Annotated in this window: 22 protein-coding genes, 1 other RNA gene and 4 pseudogenes; 13 read left to right on the top strand and 14 right to left on the bottom strand. The window is 39.1% G+C overall.

Annotated features, from left to right (window positions below):
* Nucleotides 1-332: 332 nt before the first annotated feature.
* From ACFIMP_RS04555 to ACFIMP_RS04535, 5 genes and pseudogenes are all read left to right on the top strand, one after another.
* Nucleotides 333-669 (top strand): annotated as a pseudogene (locus ACFIMP_RS04555) (carboxyvinyltransferase); the annotation flags it as partial.
* Between the two features lie 88 nt (nt 670-757).
* Nucleotides 758-1,063, top strand: a pseudogene (locus tag ACFIMP_RS04550) (carboxyvinyltransferase); the annotation flags it as partial.
* 354 nt (nt 1,064-1,417) lie between these two features.
* Nucleotides 1,418-1,754: pseudogene (locus tag ACFIMP_RS04545) on the top strand (carboxyvinyltransferase); the annotation flags it as partial.
* 429 nt (nt 1,755-2,183) lie between these two features.
* Nucleotides 2,184-2,576, top strand: coding sequence for a helix-turn-helix domain-containing protein (locus ACFIMP_RS04540; RefSeq protein ID WP_375675217.1), 393 nt, complete (start codon nt 2,184-2,186; stop codon nt 2,574-2,576).
* 179 nt (nt 2,577-2,755) lie between these two features.
* Nucleotides 2,756-3,214, top strand: coding sequence for a helix-turn-helix domain-containing protein (locus tag ACFIMP_RS04535; RefSeq protein WP_375686059.1), 459 nt, complete (start codon nt 2,756-2,758; stop codon nt 3,212-3,214).
* 339 nt (nt 3,215-3,553) lie between these two features.
* Here ACFIMP_RS04535 and ACFIMP_RS04530 read toward each other — a convergent pair whose 3' ends face one another.
* The 5 genes from ACFIMP_RS04530 to ssrS all read right to left on the bottom strand — a co-directional run bounded on the left by ACFIMP_RS04530 (nt 3,554) and on the right by ssrS (nt 5,915).
* Nucleotides 3,554-4,375 carry a TIGR00282 family metallophosphoesterase gene (locus ACFIMP_RS04530; protein WP_375613599.1) on the bottom strand — a complete coding sequence of 274 codons (822 nt, stop codon included), beginning with the start codon at nt 4,373-4,375 and terminating at the stop codon, nt 3,554-3,556.
* An 18-nt stretch (nt 4,376-4,393) separates the two neighbouring features.
* Nucleotides 4,394-4,999: a 5-formyltetrahydrofolate cyclo-ligase gene (locus ACFIMP_RS04525; RefSeq protein ID WP_375682725.1), complete on the bottom strand. Its 606-nt coding sequence runs from the start codon at nt 4,997-4,999 to the stop codon at nt 4,394-4,396.
* 83 nt (nt 5,000-5,082) lie between these two features.
* Complete coding sequence (locus ACFIMP_RS04520; RefSeq protein ID WP_375686058.1) at nt 5,083-5,292, bottom strand: hypothetical protein; 210 nt, start codon at nt 5,290-5,292, stop codon at nt 5,083-5,085.
* Nucleotides 5,289-5,498, bottom strand: a complete 210-nt coding sequence (locus ACFIMP_RS04515; protein ID WP_375636923.1) for a hypothetical protein — start codon at nt 5,496-5,498, stop codon at nt 5,289-5,291. The genes ACFIMP_RS04520 and ACFIMP_RS04515 overlap by 4 nt, the downstream gene beginning before the upstream one ends.
* Nucleotides 5,499-5,754: 256 nt before the next feature.
* Nucleotides 5,755-5,915: non-coding RNA, 6S RNA (ssrS, locus tag ACFIMP_RS04510), on the bottom strand.
* Nucleotides 5,916-6,453: 538 nt separating this feature from the next.
* Here ssrS and ACFIMP_RS04505 point away from each other — a divergent pair.
* Nucleotides 6,454-8,154, top strand: coding sequence for a DNA polymerase (locus ACFIMP_RS04505; protein WP_375654331.1), 1,701 nt, complete (start codon nt 6,454-6,456; stop codon nt 8,152-8,154).
* A gap of 880 nt (nt 8,155-9,034) precedes the next feature.
* On the opposite strand, the gene ACFIMP_RS04500 is transcribed toward ACFIMP_RS04505, so the two are convergent.
* The gene (locus tag ACFIMP_RS04500; RefSeq protein ID WP_375621482.1) at nt 9,035-9,820 is read right to left on the bottom strand and encodes a tetratricopeptide repeat protein; all 786 of its coding nucleotides are present in this window, start codon (nt 9,818-9,820) and stop codon (nt 9,035-9,037) included.
* 156 nt (nt 9,821-9,976) lie between these two features.
* On the bottom strand, nt 9,977-10,102 hold the full coding sequence (gene ykgO, locus ACFIMP_RS04495; RefSeq protein ID WP_004863016.1) for a type B 50S ribosomal protein L36: 126 nt from the start codon (nt 10,100-10,102) through the stop codon (nt 9,977-9,979).
* A 2,818-nt stretch (nt 10,103-12,920) separates the two neighbouring features.
* On the opposite strand from ykgO, the gene ACFIMP_RS04490 reads away from it, so the two are divergent.
* Complete coding sequence (locus tag ACFIMP_RS04490; RefSeq protein WP_375627706.1) at nt 12,921-13,046, top strand: hypothetical protein; 126 nt, start codon at nt 12,921-12,923, stop codon at nt 13,044-13,046.
* Between the two features lie 197 nt (nt 13,047-13,243).
* On the opposite strand, the gene ACFIMP_RS04485 is transcribed toward ACFIMP_RS04490, so the two are convergent.
* A complete protein-coding gene (locus tag ACFIMP_RS04485; RefSeq protein WP_375686057.1) occupies nt 13,244-14,422 on the bottom strand; it encodes a 5-(carboxyamino)imidazole ribonucleotide synthase in 1,179 nt (392 codons plus the stop codon).
* Between the two features lies 1 nt (nt 14,423).
* Nucleotides 14,424-14,921 (bottom strand): 5-(carboxyamino)imidazole ribonucleotide mutase, encoded by a 498-nt coding sequence (purE, locus tag ACFIMP_RS04480; protein ID WP_375610656.1) that lies wholly within the window; start codon nt 14,919-14,921, stop codon nt 14,424-14,426.
* Nucleotides 14,922-15,743: 822 nt separating this feature from the next.
* Here purE and ACFIMP_RS04475 point away from each other — a divergent pair.
* Both ACFIMP_RS04475 and ACFIMP_RS04470 read left to right on the top strand, forming a co-directional pair.
* On the top strand, nt 15,744-15,896 hold the full coding sequence (locus ACFIMP_RS04475) for a DUF5993 family protein (RefSeq protein WP_273790835.1): 153 nt from the start codon (nt 15,744-15,746) through the stop codon (nt 15,894-15,896).
* A 10-nt stretch (nt 15,897-15,906) separates the two neighbouring features.
* Nucleotides 15,907-16,488, top strand: a complete 582-nt coding sequence (locus ACFIMP_RS04470) for a disulfide bond formation protein B (RefSeq protein WP_375613594.1) — start codon at nt 15,907-15,909, stop codon at nt 16,486-16,488.
* Nucleotides 16,489-17,241: 753 nt separating this feature from the next.
* Here ACFIMP_RS04470 and ACFIMP_RS04465 read toward each other — a convergent pair.
* Nucleotides 17,242-17,484, bottom strand: a complete 243-nt coding sequence (locus ACFIMP_RS04465) for a hypothetical protein (protein ID WP_375631866.1) — start codon at nt 17,482-17,484, stop codon at nt 17,242-17,244.
* A 545-nt stretch (nt 17,485-18,029) separates the two neighbouring features.
* Here ACFIMP_RS04465 and ACFIMP_RS04460 point away from each other — a divergent pair.
* Nucleotides 18,030-18,158 (top strand): hypothetical protein, encoded by a 129-nt coding sequence (locus tag ACFIMP_RS04460; protein ID WP_375686056.1) that lies wholly within the window; start codon nt 18,030-18,032, stop codon nt 18,156-18,158.
* A gap of 275 nt (nt 18,159-18,433) precedes the next feature.
* On the opposite strand, the gene ACFIMP_RS04455 is transcribed toward ACFIMP_RS04460, so the two are convergent.
* The 4 genes and pseudogenes from ACFIMP_RS04455 to ACFIMP_RS04440 all read right to left on the bottom strand — a co-directional run bounded on the left by ACFIMP_RS04455 (nt 18,434) and on the right by ACFIMP_RS04440 (nt 21,710).
* Nucleotides 18,434-18,799: a helix-turn-helix domain-containing protein gene (locus ACFIMP_RS04455; RefSeq protein ID WP_375686055.1), complete on the bottom strand. Its 366-nt coding sequence runs from the start codon at nt 18,797-18,799 to the stop codon at nt 18,434-18,436.
* A 357-nt stretch (nt 18,800-19,156) separates the two neighbouring features.
* A complete protein-coding gene (locus ACFIMP_RS04450) occupies nt 19,157-19,522 on the bottom strand; it encodes a helix-turn-helix domain-containing protein (protein WP_375686054.1) in 366 nt (121 codons plus the stop codon).
* Nucleotides 19,523-19,894: 372 nt separating this feature from the next.
* On the bottom strand, nt 19,895-21,091 hold the full coding sequence (locus tag ACFIMP_RS04445) for an RNA-guided endonuclease InsQ/TnpB family protein (RefSeq protein ID WP_375686053.1): 1,197 nt from the start codon (nt 21,089-21,091) through the stop codon (nt 19,895-19,897).
* A pseudogene (locus ACFIMP_RS04440) lies at nt 21,088-21,710 on the bottom strand (IS607 family transposase). The gene ACFIMP_RS04445 and the pseudogene ACFIMP_RS04440 overlap by 4 nt, the downstream one beginning before the upstream one ends.
* A 1,291-nt stretch (nt 21,711-23,001) precedes the next feature.
* Between ACFIMP_RS04440 and infA the strand changes: the two are divergent.
* The 3 genes from infA (at nt 23,002) to yacG (ending at nt 24,470) form a co-directional block, all read left to right on the top strand.
* Entirely contained in the window at nt 23,002-23,220 is a 219-nt protein-coding gene (gene infA, locus ACFIMP_RS04435) for a translation initiation factor IF-1 (RefSeq protein WP_004857577.1), read from the top strand.
* A gap of 230 nt (nt 23,221-23,450) precedes the next feature.
* On the top strand, nt 23,451-24,164 hold the full coding sequence (locus ACFIMP_RS04430) for a Maf family nucleotide pyrophosphatase (protein WP_375610660.1): 714 nt from the start codon (nt 23,451-23,453) through the stop codon (nt 24,162-24,164).
* 21 nt (nt 24,165-24,185) lie between these two features.
* Nucleotides 24,186-24,470, top strand: a complete 285-nt coding sequence (yacG, locus tag ACFIMP_RS04425) for a DNA gyrase inhibitor YacG (RefSeq protein WP_375611670.1) — start codon at nt 24,186-24,188, stop codon at nt 24,468-24,470.
* Nucleotides 24,471-25,324 lie beyond the last annotated feature (854 nt).

Here is a 25,324-nt window from a genome sequence, read left to right as displayed (position 1 = left end):
GCTTTGCGCTGTGGTTGAGGGGGGGGGCGATTGCTTGGGGGCGTTTTAACACAATGTTTGCTTGTTGGGAGGGGCTGGGCTTGGGGCGCTGGGCTTGGCTGGTGCATTTTTAATGGTTTACTCTCTTGCTTGTGGAATTTTGGAGCCGTACATTCTTGATGATTTTCTCAATAGTTCTTTCAAATCTCCATCTTTCAAGGGTATGGCTTTTGTGGCTGCTGTTTTCTTTTCGGAATGGTTTTTCTTTCGTGTAAAGTTTTGCTTCTCTCACTCTTGAGGAGGCTCGTGATTATTGTCTAAGTTTCGTTCATGGCGCTCATGACGCGGGGTGCATGACACGGGCTGAAGGAATCGCGCATATTACAGAGACGGTTTTCGAAGATCGTTTTATGCATGTTCAAGAACTCAATCGCTTGAGGGCGCAAATAAAGCTTGATGGGCGAGAGGGCAACTATCTCATGGAACAGAGAATTTGCAAGGGGCTCCTGTCATGGCGACGGATTTGCGTGCTTGTTGTTTCTCTTGTGATTGCAGCCCTCTTATCTTGTTACATTGGCGGCAAAGGGGGAAACAATCGTCAATCGTGTTTATCATCTTGATCGTGGATTTGAGAGATTAGAAGAAAAATTGGCTCGTTGTGGCGCAAAAATCCAACGTATCACAGTGTAAATCTGTAAGATGTCTCTCAAAAATGGCTTTGAGAGGTTGCTTGGGGGGTGGCTGTTGTGTGGGCGGCATGCTTTCATGACACGGGGTTGAGGGAAGCGCGCATATTACAGAGACGGTTTTCGAAAATCGTTTTATGCATGTTCAAGAACTCAATCGCTTAGGGGCACAGATAAAGCTTGATGGGCAGACGGCAACTGTCTATGGAACAGAGAATTTGCAAGGGGCTCCTGTCATGGCGACGGATTTGCGTGCTTCTGTTTCTCTTGTGATTGCAGCATTGGCAGCAAAGGGAGAAACAATCGTCAATCGTGTTTATCATCTTGATCGTGGATTTGAGAGATTAGAAGAAAAATTGGCTCGTTGTGGTGCAAAAATCCAACGCATCACAGTGTAAAGCTTTCAAAGATATGCTGAATGCTTTGCGCTGTGGTTGAGGGGGGGGGCGATTGCTTGGGGGCGTTTTAACACAATGTTTGCTTGTTGGGAGGGGCTGGGCTTGGGGCGCTGGGCTTGGCTGGTGCATTTTTAATGGTTTACTCTCTTGCTTGTGGAATTTTGGAGCCGTACATTCTTGATGATTTTCTCAATAGTTCTTTCAAATCTCCATCTTTCAAGGGTATGGCTTTTGTGGCTGCTGTTTTCTTTTCGGAATGGTTTTTCTTTCGTGTAAAGTTTTGCTTCTCTCACTCTTGAGGAGGCTCGTGATTATTGTCTAAGTTTCGTTCATGGCGCTCATGACGCGGGGTGCATGACACGGGCTGAAGGAATCGCGCATATTACAGAGACGGTTTTCGAAGATCGTTTTATGCATGTTCAAGAACTCAATCGCTTGAGGGCGCAAATAAAGCTTGATGGGCGAGAGGGCAACTATCTCATGGAACAGAGAATTTGCAAGGGGCTCCTGTCATGGCGACGGATTTGCGTGCTTGTTGTTTCTCTTGTGATTGCAGCCCTCTTATCTTGTTACATTGGCGGCAAAGGGGGAAACAATCGTCAATCGTGTTTATCATCTTGATCGTGGATTTGAGAGATTAGAAGAAAAATTGGCTCGTTGTGGCGCAAAAATCCAACGTATCACAGTGTAAATCTGTAAGATGTCTCTCAAAAATGGCTTTGGGAGGGGGTGATATGTTGTTAGGTGTGCTTTTGGGAGGTGTGATCTCAAAAATAAAGGGTTATTAGTCCTCTCAATAAACGTGGGTTTTATTTCATGGTTTTGGAGTTTTTACGAGCGGGCATAAAAGTTTGAGAGGCGGGGGTGGAGCTCATAAAATAAAGACTGTTTTTAAATTTTATTGCTAATTTCATGAAATTACTTTATACCTTAAAGGGTAACTTTGGTCGTCTACGCAGCGATCAGTAGGGTCTGAAAGCCCTAAAGTTCAGTACATAAGATTAGCCTACTTTTGTAGGTATCCCGGGATTCCGGGAGTTTTTGCCATGTCCAGGTGCGATGAGCACTAAAAGCAAAAAAAGCTGACTGAACTCAGTACTTTCAGACTCCCGGAATACTTATGCGAGGGCGCTCGCAACCGGCAGGGGAGCTTGAAGTGAAAGCTAAAAATCCACACTTTAACGACATTTCGATAGGCAGAAAAATTCGCTTTAAAAGAACAATGCTTGGAATGTCGCAAAAGAAATTAGGCAGTCAGTTAGGGGTGACTTTTCAACAAATCCAAAAATATGAAAAAGGCTCTAATCGTATAGGAGCTGGGCGTTTACAGGAAATTGCTGATATTCTCAATGTTCCCATTTCTTTTTTCTATACGGATCTCTCGACAAAAGAAAATGCCTTGTATTGCTGTGATGAAGGGATCGCAAGTAAAGAAGAGCACATTCTTTTGAAAAGTTTTAGAGAGCTCAAACCTCAAAAACAGAAGGCAATTTTGTGTTTGATTGTTTCATGAGATAAAAACACTGTTTTAAATTTTATTGCTGGTCTCCAGAAATTATTTTATGAACAAGCACCAGGGTTCTCGTCGTACAGTGTGGTTGAATGGTGAAACCCAAAGCCTGAAAATCCAAGATGAAACATTGGCCTGCTTTATAAGTATCGCGAGATTCCGGGAGTTTTTGCTATGTCCAGGTGCGCTCTAGCACTAAAAGCAAAAAAGCTGACTCGGATTCAGTGTTTTTGACTCCCGGAATACCAATGCGAGGGCGCTCGCAACCGGCAGGGGAGCTTGAAGTGAAAGCTAAAAATCCACACTTTAACGATATTTCGATAGGCAGAAAAATTCGCTTTAAAAGAACAATGCTGGGAATGTCGCAAAAGAAATTAGGCAGCCAGTTAGGGGTGACTTTTCAACAAATCCAAAAATATGAAAAAGGCTCTAATCGTATAGGAGCTGGGCGTTTACAGGAAATTGCTGATATTCTCAATGTTCCCATTTCTTTTTTCTATACGGATCTCTCAACAAAAGAAAATGTCTTGTATTGCTGTGATGAAAGGATTTCAAGTAAAGAAGAGCACATCCTTTTGAAAAGTTTTAGAGAGCTCAAACCTAAAAAGCAAAAAGCAATTTTAAGATTAAATTTTCGTTAGAATCAAAAAAAGATTAAAGAGGCTCTTGCTAAATAATAAATTATTATATAAAGCTTTTTTTAGAGAAGGGGGTTAGCATTTCTCCTCCCCCCCCCCCCGCAGAAATGTCCAAATAAAACCTCCTTCTCATCGTTTTAAAAATCACGAAAAATTTTATCCTTTATCCTTTATTTTTTTTAAAAGAGTGACTTATTTGTGCTAGAAAAGTTGCTGTATTAGGCAAATTGGAGGGTGGGGTGTTTTTAGGATTTGGGAAGGGCTGGAAAAGTCGTCTTGTCAAATAGAGTTCTCAAAAGGAAATCTTGGAAAGAAACTATCAAAGGGGCGGCTTAAAAGAAGCTACCAAAAATCCGGAACTTCAGGCTTTAAATGAGGACCAATCCGTACCGCCGAGACCTTTTCTGCTAAACCGGTGCGATCTGAAATCTCAACCGCTAAACCACAAAGGGTGGCAGGACCACAGGCCGGTTCAAAACGATCTTGCTTCGTCTTATAAAGAAAACGGTGTAAGGGTTCTTCTTTATCCATTCCAAGAGAGGAGTTATAATCTCCACACATGCCTGCATCTGTTAAATAGGCGCTCCCACCTTCTAAGATCTGCGCGTCAGCCGTGGGAATATGCGTATGTGTGCCAACGATAACACTTACACGACCATCAAGAAAATGGCCAAAACATTGCTTCTCGCTTGTCGTTTCTGCGTGAAAGTCAAAAATAATCGTATCGGCTTGCTCCATCAACGAACAGGCAAGCAGAATATTTTCCGCTGTTTCAAATGGATCTTCTACTTTACACGGCATAAAAACGTTGCCCAACAGATTGGCGACAAGAACACGGGCGCCATTTTTTGCCGTAAAAACACCAGAACCTTTTCCAGGAGTTTCTTTCGAAAAATTGGCAGGGCGTAAAAAACGATCACTCTCATGGGCATACTGCAATGCTTCTTTGTGAGAAAAAGCATGATTACCTGTGGTGACAACATCAACACCGGTTATCAAAAGATCTTGATACGTTTCTTGTGTGAGACCAAAACCACCAGAGGCATTTTCACCATTTACCACAACAAAATCAAGCTGCCATTTCTCAATCAGTTGAGGAAGGTGTTCAAAAACAGCTTTACAGCCTGTGCTACCAACAATGTCACCTAAAAATAAAAAACGCATAGGCGCTTTAATCACATTTTAACATTTTAAGAAACCTTTTTCTGTAAAAATTCCTTGTACCTGTAGATCGTGTTCTGCTGCGGGAATAGAGGAAACCTCCTGACATGAAAATCCTATGCCCCATAATATCATTTGATGCCCTTGTTTTTCAAGAGCTGCAACAGCACGGTCATAGTATCCTCCTCCATAGCCAAGACGGTGACATTGACGATCAAACGCAGAAAGCGGAACAATAATATTATTGGGGGCAACAACGTCATTGTCTGCACCCGGACCAAAGGTGCCAAAACGCATGGGCTCTAAAATTGTGCTGGGCGAAAAGGCACGGAAAATCATGGTGGTGGAATCAAGAACTGCTGGTAAGGCTAAATGCCCACCGCGTAACGCTACAGCATCCAGTAAAGGACGCGGGTCAATTTCCGATTTAATGGGCCAATAGCCTGCTAAAATGAGGCGTGAAAAATCGGTTCCCTTCTTTTCAAGGTATTCAATAAAGTGGCAACAAGCACGCTGCGAAAAGAGTGCACGCTCTTCTGTTAAAAGAGCATCACGACGCGATAAACCGCTTTTGCGTTGCTGTGTGCGAAGGGATGAAGCAGATTCATAGAGGGGATTATTTGTCATTGTCTCGTCAATTATTTTATAAGATGCTGGTATTTTATCCATTGTTGGCGTTTTGTAAATCTCTGTTAGGACAAGAGTTGTGCTCATGAAAAAAAAGCATGAAAAAAGTGTGTGTTCTTTAGGGGGTATCTTGGTGCAACAAGCCGCTTTTGCGCTGCTTGCGTGCGAAGGGATGAAGCAGATTCACAGAGGGGATTATTTGTCATTGTCTCGTCAATTGTTTTATAAGATGCTGGTATTTTATCCATTGTTGGCGTTTTGTAAATCTCTGTTAGGACAAGAGTTGTGCTCATGAAAAAAAAGCATGAAAAAAGTGTGTGTTCTTTAGGGGGTATCTTGGTGCAACAAGCCGCTTTTGCGCTGCTTGCGTGCGAAGGGATGAAGCAGATTCACAGAGGGGATTATTTGTCATTGTCTCGTCAATTGTTTTATAAGATGCTGGTATTTTATCCATTGTTGGCGTTTTGTAAATCTCTGTATGGACAAGAGCTGTGCTCATGAAAAAAAAGCATGAAAAAAAGTGTGTGCTCTTTAGGGGGTATTTTGGTGCGACAAGCCGCTTTTGCGTTGCTTGCGTGCGAAGGGGCGAAGCAGATTCACAGAGGGGATTATTTTGTAAGTGCTGTCTGTTTTATAAAATAAAGCTTATCGTAATTTTTATTTCTTGAAAAGAGAGTATCGTCATTGGTCTTATGTAAAAGGACGCTCTCAATTTTAGCTGGAAAAATTTGATGTAAAAAAGTTATATAAATAAAGGGTGATCCACAACAGCCGATGGAAAAAGCTGATCCCGGGAACCTATACAAATAGGTGGGCGCCATATGAAAAAGCCCACGGGCTTGATCAGGGACAGCTCCCTTGGAGATCATTAAGGTCTCAGGAATACGTTATTTCCTGTCGAGAAGCGCAGAACACCCTCCTTAATATAAAACAATTTCAGAGTTTCTGCTAGAGATAAAATAACCTCGCTCTCTTCTTTTTCATAAAGTATTTCAGGAGAGATTGATGATATTGTCGGTGGTTGCTCGAAATGGCTGTATGATGGATGGCTTATTCAAAGTAAAAAAGCAAAAAATATGAGTGGGGGTGGGTGTTTGAGTGACGTAGAACGGTTTATTGCCAATCGCTTGATTTTTATGTTTCGGGGGGAATGTTTCTGGGAGCTTTGAAGGGGAAATATTTTTTATTTAAGGATGTTTGTTGAATTGATATTGCTTCTTTGAAGTTTTTTCCTTGTAGGGAATATTTCAGTGCTGTTTTATCAACTTTGAGGGCAAATTGTGAACGCTTTTCGTTTCTATGATTTTCTAAGTGTAAAAAGGTATCTCCAATCATGGGGTGAAGGCTATGAGAGTGTTCGTGAAGAGCGAAATATAGTAAAAGATAAATATTTTTTGTCTTTAGAATGAAGCAAACACAATAAAGAGGTGATAAAATCTAAAAAGGGAGGAAACATGAGACTTATCAACTTTAGAAAATTATATACTTTTACTTTCAAGGCGACAATTAAAGAACCTGTTAAGCCCTATATGGTTTCAATTGTTAATGTTGAAGATCTAACAGATATCACTGTTTTTACAATAAACGATGGTGATCCTGTTAGACTTTTTTTAGAATTTGTGAAAAAAATAGAAAACAGTACAAGATTTTATGCTTATAACCTAAACTATGATTATGCTATTATTCGATCTTGGTGTCATTTTAATCAAAATGATCTTATAACACCTAAATTTTATGATTTTATCTCGCAAAATGCTAGAGTTCTTAGATCGGAACTTGCATTTCAATCAAATAAATCAAAAAGAGTTTATCTATTCGATTCATTAGAGTTATTTTTAGTTCCTTTGCAAGACATAATAACAGCTTTTACCGATTTAAAACAAAGTGAATCTTCTCTCTTTGAGTGCATTGATGATGTTATTATTCATCAAAATGATATCGATTGCTGTGTGAATGAAAGCAAGGGATTAGCCATTGCTCTCAAAAAAAGACTCCAATGGGGAAGAAATAAAATGACTTTTGCAGCTGATGCTAAAGCTGTATGGTCAGAAAAAATGTTTAAAAAATTTACAAAAATTAAAGCAGAAACATATTTATTCCCATCTTTAGAAGAAGGTGATGATTATATTTTTAGAAAAGCAAATGACGGTGGTTTTTGTTTTTTTAATAGATATATGGGTAAATTCATAAATAAAGAAATTGAAATTTATGATGTCAATAGTATGGGCCCTGCTATGATGTTAAAACAATTACCTATAGGGGCACCTCTTTATAAAAAAGGTAAAATTGAAACTAATGACTTACACCCTCTAGGTCTTCAAAGATTTTATATAAATTCAGCAGAATTAAGAGAAAACAAAATACCTATTTTAAATAATAACACACAATCATCATCTGGGGGTGTTGAATATTTACAAATTTTATCTGAACACGAATGTGAACATAAAAAAATATTCATGTTAACATTACAAGAATTTGAATTGTTTAAACAATCTTATCACTACCAAAATTTGGAATTATTAGATGGTTATCTCTTTCAAGCAAGAGATGACCTTTTTACTGATTATATTGATGAATTTTTTGAATTGAAAAATTCTTCAGATAAAACAATCAGCAGAATAGGAAAAATGTTTCTTAATTCATTATGTGGAAAAATGGCTGAACGTCCTCATAGAATTAAAAGATATATCGAATTTGAAAATGATGTTCTTAGATTTATTTGGGGTGAAACAATATTCCAAAAATGTGGTTATTTGCCAATTTCTTTATTTGCTGGAAGTTATGCTCGTATGTTTTTAATTGAGTCTATTTACAAAATTGGACTTGAAAATTTTATCTATTGTGACACTGATAGTATCCATTGTTTCAAAACTGAAAATGCTAAAAAATTAGATATTCATCCCTCTAAAATAGGGGCTTGGAAATTAGAAAATAAAAAGAAAATTATAGCAGCTAAATATTTAGCTCGTCGTCGGTATTGTTTGCAATTTGAAGATAATACCTTTCAAGCAGTTTGCCCATATATACCTTCTGACAAATTAACGCCTCATATCAAGTCATTGGATGATTTTCAACTTGGTAAAAGCGTTAAAATGACAGATTTTAAAATGGGTGTTGGTGGTCTATACCCAATAGAAAGATTTGTTCCAATTTAAAGGAAAATAGGAAAGTGACTATACTGGGAGATGAAAACGTGCATAGAAAGTCGTGATGGTATCAAATTTTATCCTGTTATGGCGTAACATACTGTTATTTACTGGCAATATAAGGTTGCTATCCTTGATAGGTTCAATGTTTTTATGTGTGTGGTCAATGTCCTTAAGTTTAAGAAAATCCCATATGTGGGAAACCAAGTGAAGTCTACTAGAATTCGGATTGTTTACAGTCCGAAGTGGGTTAAGAGACTTCGTGCTTTAAGGTGTGGGGAGGATATGCATTGGCAATCGCTTGATTTTTATGTTTCGGGGGGAATGTTTCGGGGAGCTTTGAAGGGGAAATATTTCTTATTCAAGAATGTTTGTTTAACTGACGTTGCGTCTTTGAAGTTTTTTCCTTGTAGGGAATATTTCAGTGCTGTTTTATCAACTTTGAGGGGGGGAGAGAGCCGATATGGTATGTGCTGCTATGGTTTTATAAAAATAAAAAAAAAGACGATGACTATTTATCAGAGGGGCTAAGCGATGTTTTAAGCTTTTTTCAAAAAATATTTTTTGAGGATCGTGTTTTATCATCTTTTTATCCATGATGGAGGGATAGTGAAAAAAAGAGGCGGTGTGAAGAGAACGCAGGCGTGCAGCGTTTTTTTGCTATGAGAGAAATTCTGAAGGAAGTATATTGGAAGTGTTTGGACCCTGCCTTCAATACAAAAAAGGTCCAAATTCAAAAAAGACATTGTCAATTGCTTGGGGGGGAATTTCTTGGGATGGTATTTGATGGCGTGTGCAGGGACTGAGTTTATTGAGTGGAATGTGAAGCCGGCTTGCGTCTTATATAGATTTGAAAGGATGTCGTAAAGTGTCTTGTTCTTGAATGGTTTTAAAGAGCTTGGGGTGATTGTTCGTCTAACAGAGCTTGCACGCGCTTTTGAATCCTGCGCATTTGTGGATAGTAATCCAATGCTGTTTCATAAGCTTTAAGAGCAAGTTTGGGACGCTCCGTTGCTTCCATGACAACGCCAAGTTCAAAAAAAGCACTATAATTGCGCGGCTCAAGTTCAAGAGCATGGTTGAGATCAAGCAGGGCAAGTTTGAAATCGTTCAGTTGAATGTGAATCCAAGCACGCCTTACCCAAGCTTCAGCATGAGTAGGTAAAAGTGCAAGAGCATTATCAATATAATCAAGAGCAAGTCCATAATCGTCGCTGTTGAGTGCATTTTCAGCCCATGACATTAAAAGATCAATCGTCTCACTCCCCGATTGGGACCATAAATGTTGAAGTTGTTGACTGATCTTTTTCGCTTTAGCAACATCAGCACAATATTTCAATTCTTTGAGTAAACGTGAAATTTCTGCTTCTTTGCGTTGCTTAACTCTGTCAACATGGGAAAGCTGCTCTTTGTCAAGATCTTCAAGAATAACCGCCGAGGAATCAGAATCGGAGGGCGTTGAGGAAGGGGGAGGAGAATTGGGAATAAGATCATCTAATGGTAAAAGCGATTGTGGAGAAGGCCGATCTTCAGGAAGAGAAGGAGGATTTTGCCCATAGCTCGAGGGAACAAAACAAAAAACACCAACAAAAAAAAGAAAAAACGCACGCTGAAAAATACAGAAAAAACGCAGCTGAAAAAATCGAAAGGCTTTTAAAAAAATAAAAGAATCCATAAAAACAAGCCCCCAAAAGATAAATCACCAAATATTATCAAATACTAGACTTGTAATCAACGGACTTATAACCAAAAAAACGCAAAAAAATTTTTTAAGCCTACAATTAAAGTAGGCATAAAAACATTGATCCTAAAGAAATTAGTCCTAAAAGAATTAGCCCTGACGTGCTCTAAAACGTGGGTTCGTTTTATTAAGAATATAAACACGACCCTTACGACGCACCAAACGATTGTTACGGTGGCGCTCTTTTAGTGCTTTAAGCGAATTTTTAATTTTCATCATATTCACCGTTTAAATAGTTTACGTAACACAATACTATAATACAATATTAAAACACGAAAATACAATATTACAACCCCAATAGACTGCTTACTCTATGAGCATTGCATTGCGATATCGTACTTGCATGATAACATCACACGATACACTTTTTCACTGTGATCACAAAAAGAAAAGCGCACTCTTAAGGTACGCATTAACCACTTCATTAGCACAACGATAAGTGAAAATTGCAAAAAAGTAAGAGAGATTTAACAAGAAGTCTTATTCTTGTCAAGGGTATATCCCTTACAAATTCCTTAGGGTGTGTTAATGGTTGCCTTGAAGGTAAAAATTTTCTCGTAAAAAAAAAGGACATAAAAAAGCACAAAGAGTGGAAAAAAGTAAAAGCTTCCTATTTGTGAGAAAATAATCCTGTTTTTTCGTAAAATATCATCGTTTAGTAAGGCTCATGTAAAATTTATAACATGAGGTGTTTTTTGTTCGTGTGTGAGGATATTCTTAAGGCTTATTCTTAAAACCTAAAAAATAAACCGCATGATGATGACGAAGATGATGAATTGATAAGGATAAATTTCTATTGTTCAGAGAAAACATAGTAAAATAAGAGTTTCGCATAGTCTTAAGGTTTTCTCATTGCAAATCTGTGTATCTTTAAGCATAGCATTCGCTGCTTGCATATCACAAGCGGGATTGATCTATGGTAAAGATACTTGAAGATAAGGAATAAAACGGTCTTTTATGAATGCTTTCAAATGCTAAGAGTGTTGTAACATTGGAGACTGGCAAAGCGGTATGATGAGGTTGGCGTTTACGCTTCATAAGTTTAAAGAGGGTGGTGCACTATGAATGTTTAAGTTATTATCGAGAGTTTTTATGCTCTATGACCGGGGCTGCTGTTGTGAAGTGGTGGCAATGTGCATTGGCCAAGTGTTTCTTTAAAACAAGTGCGTAAATTGGCAACACAAGTGTCTTCTGTTTGAGGCTTTTTATTTTACGTGAGGGGTGAGAGGATGTTTGGTTTGGGAATGGATAAGCTTAGTGCTGTAATCATATCCTGTAATTATATCTTTGACGTGGAGATCAGGGACGGAGCGGAGCGCTCGGTACTTTTAATGAGGGATTAAATCTGTGCTGTTAGAGTGAAAGATTATGCATAAATTTCTCTTTTAAGGCAATAGTTTATGATTTTTTGCAACCCTATTATTTCTACGTGGGTGGAGTGCTGGATATTGTCAAACGGAGGGGGAATTCAAATTATCCGGTGAGGGAACCAGTATAGTGAGAATATACTTTGGCTCTTGAATGTGGATAGTTTGAATTCCTTTTAATATCCATGCTGTAGAAAAATTTGACCTTCCCAAGGGTGGTCTATGATGATGTTTATTGAAAGAGTGAAAGGTTCACATTGTCTGGCGATAAACGTAATAAAAGCATGTCATAATACCAATTTATATACATGTTGCAAATGCCAAAGAGAGCTGACGTAATGATCATTGGTATCCCGATCGATAGGGGTAATGACTCTCTTCCTACTGCGAGGTATGTTAGACAAAGAATTCCTGCCATTAATAAAAAGCCTATCGCTAGGATTTTCGTTACGAAAACAATGGGTTTACGAAAAGTTAAAAGAAAAAGGAACAACATATGTCTAAATGGACTCCTTTACGTTTTTGGGGAGGAACAGACTGTGCCTCATTTAAAGTTGCTTCCTTATTTTCATTGTTTTCATCTTTGAGTTTGTTTGAAGAGATACCCTCCATTATTTTCCCCTTTTGTATGGTATTTTTGCTATAAAAAGATCTAAGTTTATGCTGAACGTTAATCACATATTAAGATAAGATACAAGCGAAATTATTTTATTATTGTTAGAAGTGAAGTATTTTTTCGCATAATGAGCGTTTTAAAGGCAATGATAGTGTTAAAATAATAGTATTAAAAAGTATAGTTTAGCTTTATCAGGATAATAAAATAAACATTTATATTTATAAATTATTAGGTGCTCTTGAAATAAGCTTGGATTGAGAAAAATTGTGGGAACTTCATGAAGCGCTGGTCTGTTGGGGGTGACGAATGTCATTGCTGAGCAGGATTAGAGAGTTACAGACAATCTCTTATGGGTGGTTAAGAATATGCGTAAACAAAGTGCGTTTACGATAAGGGGAGTTCATAAAGAATTGTGCGAGATGCAATAAAAAGATGCCATAAAATCAATGCGCATTATACGGTGGTGATGTGCCTTATAATTCATTATCTTAACAGGATTAAAAGGTGAGAAAATTGATGCACTAAAAAAGGGGAGGGTTTTGTGAGAGAAGAAAAATTGATCTGAAAAGAAGAAACTTAAGCCTTTGGGGAGAAGTTCAGGAAACCTTTTCGAGGAATGTGTTGGGGGGAATTAACGAAAGGAGAAAATCTTCTATCCGTTGAAGGAAAAAGAGAGAGGAGAAAAAGAAGAAAGTTGCTATGCTGGAGGGGGCTATCGTCTGGCTGATATTGGGCCGAATTCTCGAGAGTTGTTTGGGGAGAGTAATACGTTTTACCTCTTTGCAGCGATTTTATGGAAAACAAAACGATGCTTTTGTGAAAATGCTTTTGTGAAAAAATGAACATAAGAAGAGAAGCTAGAGACAATAAAAGCGCAATCATGGGGATTGGTATCTATGGGGTGCAATAGATCAGTCTATTTCTTAAAGATTGGCATTAAAAGAAAAATGAAGGGGCTGCGTATGTTATAGGGGAATATTTATGCTGTGGGAGGTGGAGGGGTAGTGAAGTTGGGGGCTGGTGGATTGTTTTTAGCCGTGGGGGGATATTTTTGAGAAAAGGAAGGGGAGAAGAGCTAGGGGGTGGAGTTGAAGGGTTGGGAGCGCTTGTTGTACTGCTTGGATATCGGTGTGTGGGGGAGAGGTTGTTTTTGAGGGCGGATGAGATGTTCGTGTAGGATGAAGCGGTTTGGAGGGGGAAGAGGTGATGTTTTTAAGAGAGAAGGAGCTTGTAGGAGGGCTTCACGCCCTTTCAGGGGAGAATTAAAAGGTTAGGGGCGCTTTTGAAGCCGATGGATATCGGTGTGGGGGGAGAGGTTGTTTTTTCAGTTCATTTAGGGGGAAAGTGTGAAAAAGTATTTGTATATATGTGGGCTTAAGATTTGTTGGCTGGTCCCAGTAATTGGATGATATGCCCCATTTTGCGGTTGGGGTGAACAGTGCTTTTGCCATATAAATGGATCGAGGTGCGCTCTTGCTTCAGAAAATATTTTAACGTGCTAAAATTGTTACCAAGAAGATTGGTCATTTGGCAATCGCTATGGCGATAGGGACTGCCTAAGGGAAGTCCGCAAATAGCACGGATATGCTGTTCAAATTGTGAAGTTATGCATGCCTTTTGTGTCCAATGACCAGAATTATGGACACGCGGTGCTAATTCATTCACTAAAAGATGACCATTCGTTAAGACAAAAAGTTCAATACAAAGAACACCAACATAATCGAGGGCATCCATGACTGTTACACTGATTTCTTGAGCTGCTTTTTGCACGTCAAGTGGAATATGTGATGGAACAAAGGACTTATGAAGAATACCATTTTTGTGTTGATTTTCAGGGCAGTCATAAAAAATATGTTCTCCTTGTTTTGTACGTGCCGAAAGAACCGAAATTTCCGATAAAAAAGGGACTATTTCTTCTAAAATACAAGGCTGTTCCTGAAAAGTCCTTAAGGCTTCGTCAAGGGTTTGTTCATCTGGGTGATCAAGCTTGATCTGGTTTTTTCCGTCATAACCAAAACGACGCGTCTTTAAAAGACCACGTCCGCCTAAGGTATCAAGAGCGGAAAGAAGAGAAGAAGAATTGTCAACAGCGTGCCATAACGCGGTGCCAATCCCTTGATCACGCAAAAATTGCTTCTCAAAAAGTCGATCTTGCGTGATCTCTAATGCTTTGGAAGAAGGATAAACAGGCTTACTCTTTTCTACATATTGAACCGTTTGAAGCGAAAGATTTTCAAATTCATAGCTGACAACATCACACTGAGAAATAAAATGATCTAAAGCTGATATATCGTCATAGGAGGAAACAATATGGTTGTTTGCTGTTTGAGCGGCTGGGCAATCGGCTTCAGGGCAAAAAATAACGGTTCGAAATCCTAATTCTGCGGCCGCTATGGCGAGCATCCGCGCTAATTGTCCCCCCCCGATTAAACCAATGACGCTGCCTGGAGGTAACATGGTGTTGGCTAAGGTGGTGTTGGACGAGGTGGTGTTGGAGGGAGTGGTGTTGGACGAGGTGGTGTTGGCTGAGGTGGTGTTGAAAAACGGTGCCATTTTAAACCTCCGTTACAGGCGTTTGGGCGACATTGGCTGTTTGTTGTTGACGCCAATCTTCTAATCGTTGGGCGAGATCATGGTCATAAACGGCCATAACGGCTGCGGCTAAAAGTGCTGCATTAATTGCACCTGCTTTGCCAATTGCTAATGTGCCGACGGGTATCCCTGCTGGCATTTGCACGATTGAAAGCAAAGAATCTTGACCAGAAAGAGAGTGAGAATGCACTGGAACGCCAAAAACAGGAAGAGGAGTAAGGGCTGCTAACATACCTGGAAGATGCGCTGCACCCCCCGCACCGGCAATTAAAACTTTAAACCCTGCTTCTTTTGCTTCTTTTGCAAATTGATAAAGGCGTTCAGGAGTTCGGTGTGCTGAGACAATATGCGAACTATGAGAAATACCAAGATTCGTCAAAATATCTGCACTATGGCACATCGTTTGCCAATCCGATTGGCTCCCCATTAAAATCGCCACATCACATGATTTTTTCATCATTCTCTATCCTTTTCAAAGGTTCAATGCGATTCTTTATCATTATTTTTTTTAAAGTTTTATATTCTTTTTGCAAAGCCAATTGATGACAGAGAAACAGTTATTTTTCAAATAAGGCGGAAAGCTAAAAATTTAAAGGGGATCTCGAGAGATGAAAAACTAAAGTATTGAAGGCATGAAGCACTTCTTGTGAGGGGGGAGGGCAATGTCACGGGGTGGCGTGGGACCCATGAGGCTGTTGAGCTTGCGGTATTGTCTTTTATTTAAGATAAGAGGGAAAAATGTATTGGGGAAAAGCCATTGATTATAAGTTTTTTTTAAAAAAATGTCTTATTTTTTATTTGCTAAAATAAACAAGATCACCATATGATATAAAATCTGTTGCAATTTGAAACATTGCTTATGAGAAAAAGAGATTTTTATGTCAAAAATGTGTTGCAAAATGAGGATATTCTTTTGAGAAAAAAAGAGATGTATATCTCTCGATTTCAAAGCCTATTTATTTTGTTGTTCAAGTGATTCTTTTGTGAGTGGGGGATATAATCTTTATAGGGGATATAATCTTTATAATTGTCGATATATCTTTAACAATGGCTGATATAAGGGGAAGCGAATAATCAACGCTTTTGTGCTTTTAACGCTTTTGTTGAGATGTGCTTCTGAGCGATTATATCGTTTTTTCACTTAAATATAATGGCAATATCAATCGCGAGTGACGAATTGTGAATAATAAATCCATGGTCTCTTTTTTGCCCAATTTTGTAATATGGTGAACGCTGAAATAAATAAGAGTTAAACAACGGATGTAAAGGAGATTTAAAAGCTATGTTTCTTCCATTTTTAATCGCTTTAGGTACTGCAGTAACGACTATGTGTGGCAAAAAAAATATAAGTTATGCTTTGTGGGCAATTTTATTCGTTGTCATTCTTCTCACTTTCAATCATCACGCAACTTCTACTTTAAATTTATCTTTTTGAGAGAATAGCCATGGAACATGTTGAACAAAAAAATCCTCACTTCGTCATCTTTATGAATACGCTAGGACTCTTTGGGTTATCTATTGTCTTGGTGGTGGCTTTTTATTATCAATTGGTAAAGTTTGAGTTACCTTGTCCCCTTTGTTTGCTGCAGCGCGTTGGATTGATGCTGGCAGGTTGTGGGTTCTTACTCAATATTCACCATAAGGTGAAAAATACCCATTATGGTATGGTTATTCTTGGTTGTATGGTAACCAGTGCTGTGGCAGCACGGCAAGTGTTTTTGCATATCACACCCGATGATTTAGGATATGGTTCAACGTTCTTTGGATTGCATTTTTATACTTGGGCTTTCATTATTTCTGTCCTTTGTATCTTTGCTGTCTCATTTGTCATGATTTTAGGCGAGTTGGCACACAAGTTCAAAGAATTTTCTCCTTTTCCAGTCTTGAGTAAAGCGGCAAGTTTCTTATTTGTGTTTTTGATTGCGGCAAATTTGATTTCTACCATACTGGAATGTGGTGGTGGGCAGTGTGCCGATGATCCTGTAAGGTATGAATTGTTATCAAATTGGTTCCCTTCACAGTCTTGAAATTTTTTAATAATCCCTCATCATAATTTTTATTGTTAAAGAGGCGGAAATATTTAAGAAACCGCTTCTTTTTTATTTATTGGGAAGACATTTTAGCAAGATTGTTCGATAATCTGATCTTTTATACCAACGCTGGCTTTTATGAGCGCTGGCGATTGATATTTTTTTAGCGAAGACTTGTATTGTGAACCTTTTATGCTGTCTTTTGAGAGAGATGAAGGGATTGATTGGCTTGGAGGCGTTTGTAGAGAAGCCCCGGACTTTTGAGCCGCGTAGGTTAAAAAGCCTCGTTTTTTAAAGGTGCATTAACGATAAAAATTTTTTGTTCTTGATTTTTCTTAACATTGTGTTAAATTGATCTTTGTATTCATTTTGGTGCTTCTAAAGCGTTTTTATTGCTTCTAGAGGGATTAATTTAAAATTTTGAAAGTTATGTGAATAATTTTCTGCAGAGGTTTGTTTATTAGAGGCAAACCTTTTTTTTTATCTAAGTTTTAGATGTTTTCTTTCAGTGTGAAGCCTTTTTTAGAAAAAGGTAAGCGTCTTGATGATGACTCTCTTCTTTATTAATATATTGATTTATAATAATAAATAACCATTTTTTTACCGTGAAGCGCGTTGCTGAATATAATAAAATTTCTCATCACCAGTTCTCTCATATTAAATCAATTAAAATTACTTGGCTTATACATCATAAGTGGTGGGGCGTGCATGTGGGTCAAAACTGTACAAGAAAGGCATGCCTTTAATGAATTATCTCTTGAACCGAAGGCTGTCTGCAACATTGGGAGCTGGCAGAGTTTTTGTGATGATGCCGGCCTTGTTCTTCCATAAGCGTAAACGTGTTTTTCCATAAGCGTAAAGATAGGGGAGGGCTGAAAGGATTTTATATACTTCATGGGGGCTTACCATTTCTTTACGGGCGGCGTTTTGCAAAATGGGTGTGATGAGCGTTGAGAGATCTTTCTTTAAAACAAGCGCGTGAATATGCAACACAAGTCTATTCCTTTTGGTGCGTTTTGTATTACGAAAAAAATTGATTTATAAGAAGGAGTTATCGTTGTGGATGTTGAACGAGAAAAACGAAAAGCTTCTCTCATTTCAAACTTTCTTATAGTCAATTAATTAAATGTGCTCTTCTACGTTACAAAAAAGCACTGGGTGTAAATAAAAATTCTTTTAAAAGTCGTAAAATGCTTCTTATGCACTCTTTTGATCGCTAGAATTTGTCGAAAAATTTTATGCTGCTCAATACAATAATAGGGCGGTTTATATCTATGATTTAAGTGAAAATAGGGGGAGTTAGATGAAAAGGGAGGTGAGATTTTAATGACAGTTGTTGAAAACGTTATTGTGTAATGCATTTTTTACAGATTTTCTGCTTTCTGTAAATATGTAAAAGCGTAAAAACGGAAATGTGCAAAAAAGGAAGCTGGGACTTTATGCGTGGTGTATGATTTTATCATGGCATGGAATGTGGAGAGAAGATTGGGGGGATGAAGAGGTGGGTGTGTTGACGAGAGAGGAAAGAGGGGGTGGGGATGAAGAGTCTTATGAAGGGGGGAAGCTTGAATGAAGAGGTGGGGGTGTTGAGGAGAGAGGGTGTGGGGAAAGTTGTTTTTGAAGTGGGATTGACCGGTGCTTTGCGTGATCTTACTTTAGGGTGGTGAAGGGGCAATAATATTTTAAAATAGGAGGTATCTGTCGCGTTTGATGCAACATTATCCTTTGTGGTGTCGTGATCTGAAATCAGCAGGGGAATTGGCTAGAGTAAGAAGCTGTATTGTTGACAAACCTATGTTTACAAAGTGATGCGGGGGGAATTTGAAAGTTTCGTTTGGCTGCTTTCTGTAAATGTGGAGAAGCATCAAAACGTTGATCCGTAAAATAAAAACGTATGTCCGTAAAATGATGCGGAGAATTTATGCTTTGTGTGCGCTTTTGCTTAATCAGAAATCAACCATAAGATTGCTTTTTGTTTTTTCGGCTGGAGCTCTCTAAAATTTTTCAAAAGTGAATGTTCTTTTTCGCTGTATGTTTCTTGATCATAGTGTGCGGCATGTGTTGAAAGATTTTCTTTTGTGGCAATATCTGCATAAAAAAAGCTTATGGGAACTTCCAGTTTTTGGGCGATTTTGAGTAAACACCCTGCGCTTACACGATTGAAGCCTTTTTCATATTTTTGGATTTGTTGGAAACTGACACCTAAATAGTTTCCTAATTCTTTTTGGGAAAGTCCCATGGCAATTCTTCTTTGACGAATTCTTTTGCCTATCAGAATGTCGATAAAATTTGGATTTTTGGTTTGCACTTCAAGCCCCCCTCCGGTTGCGAGCGCCCTCGCATTGGTATTCCGGGAGGTTGGATTCACTGAACTTAAACAGTCTCTTGTTTTTAGTGCTTAAAGCACTTGGACATAACAAAAGCCCCCGGAATTTCCGGGATAGCCATAATTGTTTATGTGTTAAGTTTTAAGGAATCCAACTCCTTATTGACCGCTGCGTAGACGACCAAAAAACACAGGCCAATTCATAAAGTAATTTCAGGAGATTGGCAAGAAAAATCAATATCCCATAAAATGGCGTGATTTGGAGGGGTGTGGAGTGCTGGTTTGAATTTGACTTAAGGGGGTATATGAATGGAATAATATTAATTGTTACTCTTTTGCTTAATCAGAAATCAGCCACAAGATTGCTTTTTGTTTTTTCGGCTGGAGCTCTCTAAAATTTTTCAAAAGTGAATGTTCTTTTTCGCTGTATGTTTCTTGATCATAGTGTGCGGCATGTGTTGAAAGATTTTCTTTTGTGGCAATATCTGCATAAAAAAAGCTTATGGGAACTTCCAGTTTTTGGGCGATTTTGAGTAAACACCCTGCGCTTACACGATTGAAGCCTTTTTCATATTTTTGGATTTGTTGGAAACTGACACCTAAATAGCTTCCTAATTCTTTTTGGGAAAGTCCCATGGAAATGCGTCTATGACGAATTCTTTTGCCTATCAGAATATCGATAAAATTTGGATTTTTGGTTTGCACTTCAAGCCCCCTCCGGTTGCGAGCGCCCTCGCATTGGTATTCCGGGAGTCTAAAAGTACTGAGCTTAATCAGCTTTTTGCTTTTAGTGCTTAAAGCACCTGGATATAGCAAAATCTCCCGGAATTCCGGGACACCCACAAGAGTGGGCTCATTTTACGCTAGAGCTTAGGGTTTTTGAATCCCTCTTGATCGCTGCGTAGACGATCAAAATGTCTTTTAAGTGATAAAGTAATTTCAGAAGATTGGCAAATGAAAATAGTTTTTATTTATAAACTTTATTTTTTAATGAGAGGCTTTCCGCCTCTCAAACTCTCCGGAACGCTCACCAAAATCATGAGATCAGACCGTTCTATCAAACTTATGTAAATGTGATCATTTCTGATTAAATATACTGTTGATTTCCTGCTTCTTTGAGGCTGGTTTCACCAAAGTTACAGGACATTGGCCAGAGCCTTCCTCTCCACAGGCTGATACGGTGGAACTCACCGCCAAGTTTTTTAAATTAATCGCGGCATTAATGTCTCGATCATGGTGTGTACCACAATGAGAACATCTCCACTCACGTATGCTAAGAGGTAATTGTTCAATCTTACATCCGCAATGATGGCAGATCTTACTGCTCGCATACCAACGATCTGCAATAACAATCTGTCGACCATAGCGTGCCGCCTTATATTCCAATTGACGGCGAAACTCGAAAAAACTTTGATCTGCAAGGGCACGCGATAAATGCTTATTTTTCAGCAAGCCTTTTACATGAAGATCTTCGAGACAAAATGTACCAAAACGCTGAATTAAATCTGTTGTAATCTTATGCAAATGATCTGTTCTGATATTGCTTATTCGTGCATGAAGCTTAGCGAGTTTTTGTTTCTCCTTATAACGATTGCTCGAGCCTTTTTGCTTACGGCTTAGCTTTCGTGATAAGCGTCGTAAACGATTTAGCAAAGCCTTATAAGGTTTAACGCTTCTTATGGTTTCTCCTGTCGAAAGCGTTGCAAGTGCATTGACGCCCAAATCAAGACCAACAATAGCTTGGTTCTCGCTCAGTGACTCTTGATTATCTGTTTCAACGCTAAGACTTACAAACCACCGATCCGCTTTACGGCTAATGGTTGCTGACAAGATCTTTCCTTGAAATCGCAATTGTTCCCGCAGACGAACCCAACCAAGCTTGGGAATTCTTATCTTGAAACCTTGCAACTGTATTTGATCATTGGTCAAAGTAAAACGATCGTGCACTCCTTTCTTTCTAAAAGTGGGATATCGGCTTCTCCCTGAAAAGAAATTCTTAAAAGCCACACCCAATTGAGTAATTGCCATTTGTGGAGCATTTTTAGTAACTTCCATCATCCATGGAAATTGTTCTCGTTTTAGAGAATTGAATTGTCTACGTAGCGCATAGTCATTAGGCTTTGGTAAATTATTATCTTTCTTCCATGCTTCATATTGCTGCTGCCATTCCTTCAGTGCCCAATTATAAGCAAAGCGCGCGCAACCACTGGCTCGAGCCATGTAGCTTCGTTGTTTATTGTTTAAGTCTAGAGCTATTTTGTGAGCAATAATCATTGCGATGCCTCTACAGCTTGACGAACATTCTCTAATAATCTTTGATTTTTTCTCGAACGACTTCCATAAAGACGAGCACTAAAGACAGTAATAATTTCTAAAACATCTTTGGCTAAATCCTCTTCAAAACTGCTTTCTTCCCCCTGATTAAGAATGACAACCTCAACTTGTTTGGCTTCACAAATGGCGAAGACCAATTCTGTACCAAAGCGCAATAAACGATCTTTATGCGTAATCACCAAACGACCTATCTCATTTTCAATGAGAGCATCCAATAAACGTTTAAGACCCTTTTTACGATAATTCATCCCTGACCCTAAATCAGAGATGAGTTCATAAGTCCAACCTTGGCTTGCGCAATAAAGCTCAAGAACCTGTTTTTGTCGCTCTAAATCGTCTTTTTGATCATGGCTCGATACACGCGCATAAGCAATGGTTTTTCTTTGTGATAGTTCTCTCGAATGAAAAGCCCAGATCTAAACCTAGATAGGTCATAACGGCGGTGACCTCCTGCCGTATGCTCAGAAATAATTTTGCCTTCACATTCCCAACGGCGTAGAGTGCTGATCGAAACACCCAAAACTTGAGCGGCCTTACCTATCCCAATAAATCTATCCATAATGTATATTATTACAAAGATATAAATAGATTACAAGTAAGCTGTTAAAGCCCGCTTTTAATGAGGGGACTAACAATCCTAGGTTCTTAAGGTCAAGGAGACCATTACATGGCGCCTAACGGCGTCCTTGACCCCCAGAACTTAACGGCTTGTTTTGTCCCTCTCACGCGGCTCCGAAATCATGATTAGAAGGGGAGCTTAAAAACGTATATTCGTGAAAAGGAGTAGAGGATTTGTGCATTGTGTATGCTTTTGGCATGGCATGGAATGTGGTGAGATAAATGGGGGAAAGAGTTTTTGTGAATGGAGTGGTAAGCTGGGATGAAGCCTGCGGGAGATTGAATGGAGAAGAGAGTGTGGGGGCGGAATAGGAATGAACAGACTAGAGGGGGTAAGAGGCGGTGGTGCGAAGGGATGCGTGAAGGATGGTGTGAAGGAGATAGCGCTTTGCTTTTATGGTACTTGATGAAGTGGTGTCATTTGAGGGGGGGCTGAAGTCCGTGAATGTGGGGTGATCTGAAGTGTGCTTGGGGGAGATTGGCTAGGTAAGAAGCTGGGGTAATACTATTGTTTATAGAGTGGTGCGGTGTGGAAGTTTCATTTGGCTATGTTCTGTAAATATGTAAAAGCGTGAAAACGGAAATGTGTAAAAAAGGAAAAGGCTTTATGTCGTTAGAGGCGTTGTGGTTAATGATACGCAATGTATAGGGATCGTGTTTTCGAAGGTAGGAAGAACAACATAAATGGAAAGAGTGGCTTAGAGGAAGCGTGTGAAGAGAGAGAAAATGGGGAAGGCTGTATGGGAAATGCGTAGAGTATGAAGTGTGGGGCAGTGAAGCATGTTGTGAATGGTGTGTGAAGAATGGAGAAGGTTTTTGAGAAAAGGAAGGGCTTCTGGCGTGGGGGGAGTGGTGTTTATCTGAAGGGCACATGTTTAAGGTGTGGAAGGTGAGGAAAAGTTGGAGAGAGGATGATTGTTCGTAAGTTGTGGAGGGATTAGTCAGAGGTGTTGGGAAAATGCTTTAGGGGAAAAAATTAGCGTAATTTCTTGTCACACTGAAACCAAAATCATCATAAAAATTGAAGGAAATTAGCGGGTAAAATTGGTGAAAAAAAAGTTTTGATTCTTAAGGTGTGGGATGACGTTTTTTGAGAGCATGGAAGAGTAAACTTGAAAAACCTTTCCCTTTTTGTGGAATTTTTATTCACAAACTTAAGAAAATAGGATATGAACGCTGGAAATAACGCGCAGCTTAACAAAATATGTGCACTGTAAAGGAAATGTTTGTTTATGTCAAAAGAAGAAGTTTTAGAATTTTCTGGTATCGTTACTGAACTCTTACCTAACGCGATGTTTCGTGTGAAACTGGAAAATGATCATGAAATTATTGCCCATACCGCTGGTAGAATGCGGAAAAATCGTATACGGGTGTTGGCCGGTGATAAAATCATGGTGGAAATGACACCTTATGATTTGACAAAAGGGCGTATTACATATCGCTATAAGTAGCCTCGTGGGTGGCTTGCACTTTTTTCTAAAAGCTATCATATTATTTCTATTATTTTTTAACAGTTTTTTAGTTTGCTTTTCATGAGTGAAAAAAGGGGAGTGTTTGAAGAGCCTTGAAAAACTGTAAAATCGATGCGGAAAAAGGATAAGGAGATTAATAGCGCTTAAAAGGGAGGCTAAAGGGGCGCTTAAAAGGGGGTGAGAGGGAAGTCAATTGTGAAGGGGTGGAAATGAGAAATATAAGAGAGTGGGGGGAAAAACGTTTGGCAGATACTCTTACAGAAGAAATTTATTTGGTGCTTGCCTCCGCTTCGCCAAGGCGTTTAGCGCTCTTGGCACAAATAGGGATTGATCCCCAGCAGGTTTATGCAAGCGATATTGATGAAACGCCAAAATTAAAAGAACATCCTGCAAACCTTGCCAAACGTTTGGCAAAAGAAAAAGCACTGAAAGCCCAAAAAATTTTGCGCTGGTACAGTCAGAATGGTCAAGACGAGTTGCAGAATGGTCAAGAAAAATTACCTGGACAGAAAATGATTATCTTGGCGGCTGATACGGTGGTGGCTGTTGGGCGGACCATTTTCCCCAAACCAGAAAGCGAGGATGAGGCTTATGAATGTTTACGATACCTTTCTGGGCGTTCGCATAAGGTCTATGGTGCCATTTGTGCGCTCAATGAACGTGGAAAAATAACCGTAAAATTGGTTGAAAGTCGTGTTCGCTTTAGACGCTTAACCTCTGCCATGATGAAGGCTTACCTTGCTTCAGGAGAATGGCAAGGGAAAGCAGGTGGCTACGCTATCCAAGGAAAAGCAGGGGCTTTTGTTGTCCATATCACGGGTTCTTATTCTAATGTTGTGGGATTGCCTTTGGCTGAAACAGCCGATCTCTTGACCGCTTATCACTATCCACTTTTCACTCACTGGGCTGAACAAACGCATTAGAAAAACTTTAAGGTAAGATCAATGCAAGGTGAAAAGCAACAAAAAGAGAAAAGCAAAAATGAAAAAAAAGCAACAGAAGAAAAGTTAATGAAGAAGCCAATGACAAAGGTGTGCCAAGAACAAAAAGAGCTAAATTTGCAAAAAGAGACCCGTCCTCCGCATCCTTGTCCTATTTGTGGTCAGATGTCACAAAAATCTTCTTATCCTTTTTGTTCCACACGGTGCCGAGCTATTGATCTTAATCGTTGGCTTTCAGGCTCTTATATTTTACCACCCCCACCACAAGTAAGTGATGAAGAAGAATAAAGAGTTCTCTTGAGAAAAGAACGCTAAAGCGTTTTTTTGTGTGGAAACTGAAGGGGAGGCGCGCGGGATTATCGTAAATGTATTTAAGAGCTGGATTAACGGCTTGCTTATTATCGTCATTCGCAAAGACGCAGATTAAGTTCAATCAACGATGGAAGTTTTAATACATATCTAAGACTTATCTCCAGAGGTTTTGTTTACCATGGATAATTATAAATTGCTTTGTTGCATGAAGGTCGATGGAGCTTTGTTGCGTGAAAGTTGTTGGTGCCTTTAGGGTGTGAGGAAAAATTGATAGTCCAATCAGTATTGCTAACGAAAAAAGAGGGGTGCGTGTTTTGGTGCAAAGAGACGGGGTAATAAAAAGTTGCTTGTTGGTGCTTTGTTGCGTGAAAGCTGTTGGTGCCTTTAGGGTGTGAGGAAAAATTGATAGTTCAATCAGTATTGCTAACAAAAAAGAAGGGGTGCGTGTTTTTGTGCAAAGAGACGGGGCAGTAAAAAATCGCTTGTTAGTGCTTTGTTGCGTGAAAGTTGTTGGTGCCTTTAGGGTGTGAGAGAAAAATTGGTCATCTAATCAGTATTGCTAACGAAAAAAGAGGGGCGCGTGTTTTGGTGCAAAGAGACGGGGCAGTAAAAAATCGCTTGTTAGTGCTTTGTTGCGTGAAAGTTGTTGGTGCCTTTAGGGTGTGAGAGAAAAATTGATAGTCCAATCAGTATTGCTAACAAAAAAGAGGGGCGCGTGTTTTGGTGCAAAGAGACGGGGTAACAAAAAATAGCTTGTTGGTGCTTTGTTGCGTGAAAGCTGTTGGTGCCTTTAGGGTATGAGGAAAAATTGGTCATCTAATCAGTATTGC

It is taken from the genome of Bartonella sp. AP65SXKL (genome assembly GCF_042195725.1).
GTDB lineage: Bacteria > Pseudomonadota > Alphaproteobacteria > Rhizobiales > Rhizobiaceae > Bartonella.
Note: the sequence above shows the minus strand (reverse complement) of the source record. Positions and strands in the feature narration are given on the sequence as shown.

Coding starts and splice junctions, on each gene's coding strand:
- ACFIMP_RS04470 (WP_375613594.1), top strand. CDS start 15,907: ATGGAACATGTTGAACAAAAAAATCCTCACTTCGTCATCTTTATGAAT.
- infA (WP_004857577.1), top strand. CDS start 23,002: ATGTCAAAAGAAGAAGTTTTAGAATTTTCTGGTATCGTTACTGAACTC.
- ACFIMP_RS04530 (WP_375613599.1), bottom strand. CDS start 4,375: ATGCGTTTTTTATTTTTAGGTGACATTGTTGGTAGCACAGGCTGTAAA.
- ACFIMP_RS04430 (WP_375610660.1), top strand. CDS start 23,451: ATGAGAAATATAAGAGAGTGGGGGGAAAAACGTTTGGCAGATACTCTT.
- ACFIMP_RS04515 (WP_375636923.1), bottom strand. CDS start 5,498: ATGAGCACAGCTCTTGTCCATACAGAGATTTACAAAACGCCAACAATG.
- ykgO (WP_004863016.1), bottom strand. CDS start 10,102: ATGAAAATTAAAAATTCGCTTAAAGCACTAAAAGAGCGCCACCGTAAC.
- ACFIMP_RS04475 (WP_273790835.1), top strand. CDS start 15,744: ATGTTTCTTCCATTTTTAATCGCTTTAGGTACTGCAGTAACGACTATG.
- yacG (WP_375611670.1), top strand. CDS start 24,186: ATGCAAGGTGAAAAGCAACAAAAAGAGAAAAGCAAAAATGAAAAAAAA.
- ACFIMP_RS04445 (WP_375686053.1), bottom strand. CDS start 21,091: ATGATTATTGCTCACAAAATAGCTCTAGACTTAAACAATAAACAACGA.
- ACFIMP_RS04500 (WP_375621482.1), bottom strand. CDS start 9,820: ATGGATTCTTTTATTTTTTTAAAAGCCTTTCGATTTTTTCAGCTGCGT.
- ACFIMP_RS04525 (WP_375682725.1), bottom strand. CDS start 4,999: ATGACAAATAATCCCCTCTATGAATCTGCTTCATCCCTTCGCACACAG.
- purE (WP_375610656.1), bottom strand. CDS start 14,921: ATGATGAAAAAATCATGTGATGTGGCGATTTTAATGGGGAGCCAATCG.
- ACFIMP_RS04540 (WP_375675217.1), top strand. CDS start 2,184: ATGCGAGGGCGCTCGCAACCGGCAGGGGAGCTTGAAGTGAAAGCTAAA.
- ACFIMP_RS04520 (WP_375686058.1), bottom strand. CDS start 5,292: ATGAGCACAACTCTTGTCCTAACAGAGATTTACAAAACGCCAACAATG.
- ACFIMP_RS04460 (WP_375686056.1), top strand. CDS start 18,030: ATGAAGAGTCTTATGAAGGGGGGAAGCTTGAATGAAGAGGTGGGGGTG.
- ACFIMP_RS04485 (WP_375686057.1), bottom strand. CDS start 14,422: ATGGCACCGTTTTTCAACACCACCTCAGCCAACACCACCTCGTCCAAC.
- ACFIMP_RS04505 (WP_375654331.1), top strand. CDS start 6,454: ATGAGACTTATCAACTTTAGAAAATTATATACTTTTACTTTCAAGGCG.